The 2,248-nt window shown below is 47.8% G+C and carries 5 protein-coding genes; all 5 read left to right on the forward strand.

The window, feature by feature from the left end; all coding sequences use genetic code 11:
* The coding region (locus NE473_RS29805; protein WP_256265528.1) for a hypothetical protein at window positions 1–503 on the forward strand (503 nt) is incomplete at its 5' end.
* 56 nt (window positions 504–559) lie between these two features.
* Window positions 560–754: a hypothetical protein gene (locus tag NE473_RS29810; protein ID WP_006773975.1), complete on the forward strand. Its 195-nt coding sequence runs from the start codon at window positions 560–562 to the stop codon at window positions 752–754.
* Window positions 755–770: 16 nt separating this feature from the next.
* Window positions 771–1,040, forward strand: a complete 270-nt coding sequence (locus NE473_RS29815; protein ID WP_055652394.1) for a hypothetical protein — start codon at window positions 771–773, stop codon at window positions 1,038–1,040.
* A gap of 20 nt (window positions 1,041–1,060) precedes the next feature.
* Window positions 1,061–1,318 (forward strand): phage holin family protein, encoded by a 258-nt coding sequence (locus NE473_RS29820; protein WP_039891784.1) that lies wholly within the window; start codon window positions 1,061–1,063, stop codon window positions 1,316–1,318.
* An 88-nt stretch (window positions 1,319–1,406) separates the two neighbouring features.
* Window positions 1,407–2,156: a peptidoglycan recognition protein family protein gene (locus NE473_RS29825; protein WP_256265529.1), complete on the forward strand. Its 750-nt coding sequence runs from the start codon at window positions 1,407–1,409 to the stop codon at window positions 2,154–2,156.
* The last annotated feature ends 92 nt before the right edge of the window (window positions 2,157–2,248 follow it).

Below are 2,248 nucleotides of genomic sequence, written 5' to 3' on the forward strand. Positions count from 1 at the left end.
CATTAAAAGATATGTCGGTGAACCATGTCCCTTTTGATGGTGCGTCCTTTTCCGGAGTCCTGGCGAAGGGCGCTGAAATATGTAATTGGTATAACAATAACGTGCTTAGAAATCCTGTAGAAATAACTGGTGATGGATTAAGAATGATGTATTCCAGAGCCAACTTACAGTTTAACAAATTTTGTCCGAAAGAGTCGATAACGTTTTCTCCGTTCAAGACCGTAAGAGTATCTATCAAATTTAATGGATCGTCAAGAGGCAAGGGGCATGCCGCTTTGATGGTATATCGTTCAGACACATCACGGCATAACGTTCTGGTTAATCAGAGAGGCGGATTGTTAAAAAGCACAACCATAGGCATGACCAACTCAGGGACGATATATACAGGGGACCTTGACGTATCCGCAGTGAATGATGAAGGATTTTTAGCAATCCATTTCACGAATGCCGAAGATGTCAACTACACATCATATTTCATTACACGTATAGAATTTCTGATATAGCAACCTGCCGCATAACAGCGGCTTATTTTATTTCTACAAGAAAGAGAGGAATCACTATGAATAAGAACAAGCCAGACATGAACTACAAGACAACCGTACCTTATGGCCCCGCAACCGGAAAAGAGGATCCCGGCCGGCAGCCTGTGATTGATGAGACACCTTATAAAAAAGATTACAGCCCGGATCACAGACAGTTTAAGCCAGGGCATGTGCCGGGCGGCCCGGGGCACAAGGACTGCGAGCATGAATAACTGACAGGAGAACTGTATGTACATAACTACAAACACAATCATTACGGCAGCCAGCGTGATCACCGCGCTGGTTGTTATATTTTCAGCACTCTTCGCTGTTTACAGATGGTATCTTAGACAAGGACAGCAGGATCGGGAAATTAAAAATATCAAAGACGAACAGTGCCTTCTTGTTTATGGGGTTCTGGCCTGTTTGAAGGGAATGAAGGAACAGGGCTGCAATGGTCCAGTGACAGAAGCCATTAACAAGATAGAAAAGCATATCAATCAACAGGCTCATGAGTGAGCGGAAAGAGAGGATTAATTATGGATTTAGGAATTGCAAGTGTAGCAGGTATCACAGCGCTGTGTTATTTGGCCGCTATGGCGGTTAAAGCGACGGCGGTGGACAATAAGTGGCTGCCGGTAATTTGCGGCGTTATTGGGGCAATCCTGGGCGTTGCAGGCATGTACACGATGCCCGACTTCCCGGCGGCGGACATCATCAACGCGGCGGCGGTTGGAACTGTATCGGGGCTTGCGGCTACCGGTATCAACCAGGCGTACAAGCAGCTGACAAAATAAGCTGCTTGCGATATCGCAACGGTTGTAATATCACAACTTTTATGGGCCTGGGGGGGGGCTGGGCCCTTTTTTAGATTGGAGGCTAACTATGTTACCTATTACAAAACAAATCAAACAGATCAATTGCTATGCAAGCCAGAATCACCCAAAGTACATCGTAATCCATGAGACTGATAATTTCAACAAAGGGGCCGGAGCCGAATCTCACGCCAGAGCACACGTCAACGGCAACATCGCCACGTCCGTCCACTACTACGTTGACGATGTGGCGATCTACCAGACTCTCAACCACACGGACGGAGCATGGGCTGTAGGCAAGCAGTACGGAACGCCGCTGGTGGCTGGAGTCAATAACAAAAACACGATCAACATCGAGATCTGCGTTAATCCAGACAGTAGCTACGACAAGGCGCGGCTTAACTGCGTGGATCTGGTGAGACATCTGATCCAGGAGACGGGGATCCCTGCTGATCGGGTAATCCGGCACTACGATGCGAAACGGAAGTGGTGCCCTCGTAAGATGATGGACAGCCCAGAGTTATGGACGGACTTCTGCCTGCGGATCCGCGGCCAGGTGGACGAGGTGAAGAGTTTTGAGGACGGCGCAGGGAACTGGCATTTTACGATTAATGGCGAGTTGCAGAAGACGCGCTGGGTAAAATATAAGAATAAGTGGTTCTACGTGGACGATTCCGGGAACATGGTAACCGGTTATGCGGTTATCGGAGGCCTGGTCTATATGCTTAACCCATCAAAGGCTGATATGGCGACATACGGGGCGCTGATGGTAACGAACAACCTTACACAGGGCAATCTTGAGGTGCAGTGGGTGGAATAGCAAACAACAGAATAATGATGCGACTGAAGCTCTGGGAGGAATCCCGGGGCTTTTCTATTGCAAGATGCAGAAAGGAATTAATATGAAACTAA

The sequence above is a fragment of the Hungatella sp. SL.1.14 genome (assembly GCF_024460495.1).
GTDB lineage: Bacteria > Bacillota > Clostridia > Lachnospirales > Lachnospiraceae > Hungatella > Hungatella hathewayi.

What these genes read in the sequence shown, in the direction of transcription:
- NE473_RS29810 (WP_006773975.1), top strand. Translation starts at nt 560, where the DNA reads ATGAATAAGAACAAGCCAGACATGAACTACAAGACAACCGTACCTTAT.
- NE473_RS29825 (WP_256265529.1), top strand. Translation starts at nt 1,407, where the DNA reads ATGTTACCTATTACAAAACAAATCAAACAGATCAATTGCTATGCAAGC.
- NE473_RS29815 (WP_055652394.1), top strand. Translation starts at nt 771, where the DNA reads ATGTACATAACTACAAACACAATCATTACGGCAGCCAGCGTGATCACC.
- NE473_RS29820 (WP_039891784.1), top strand. Translation starts at nt 1,061, where the DNA reads ATGGATTTAGGAATTGCAAGTGTAGCAGGTATCACAGCGCTGTGTTAT.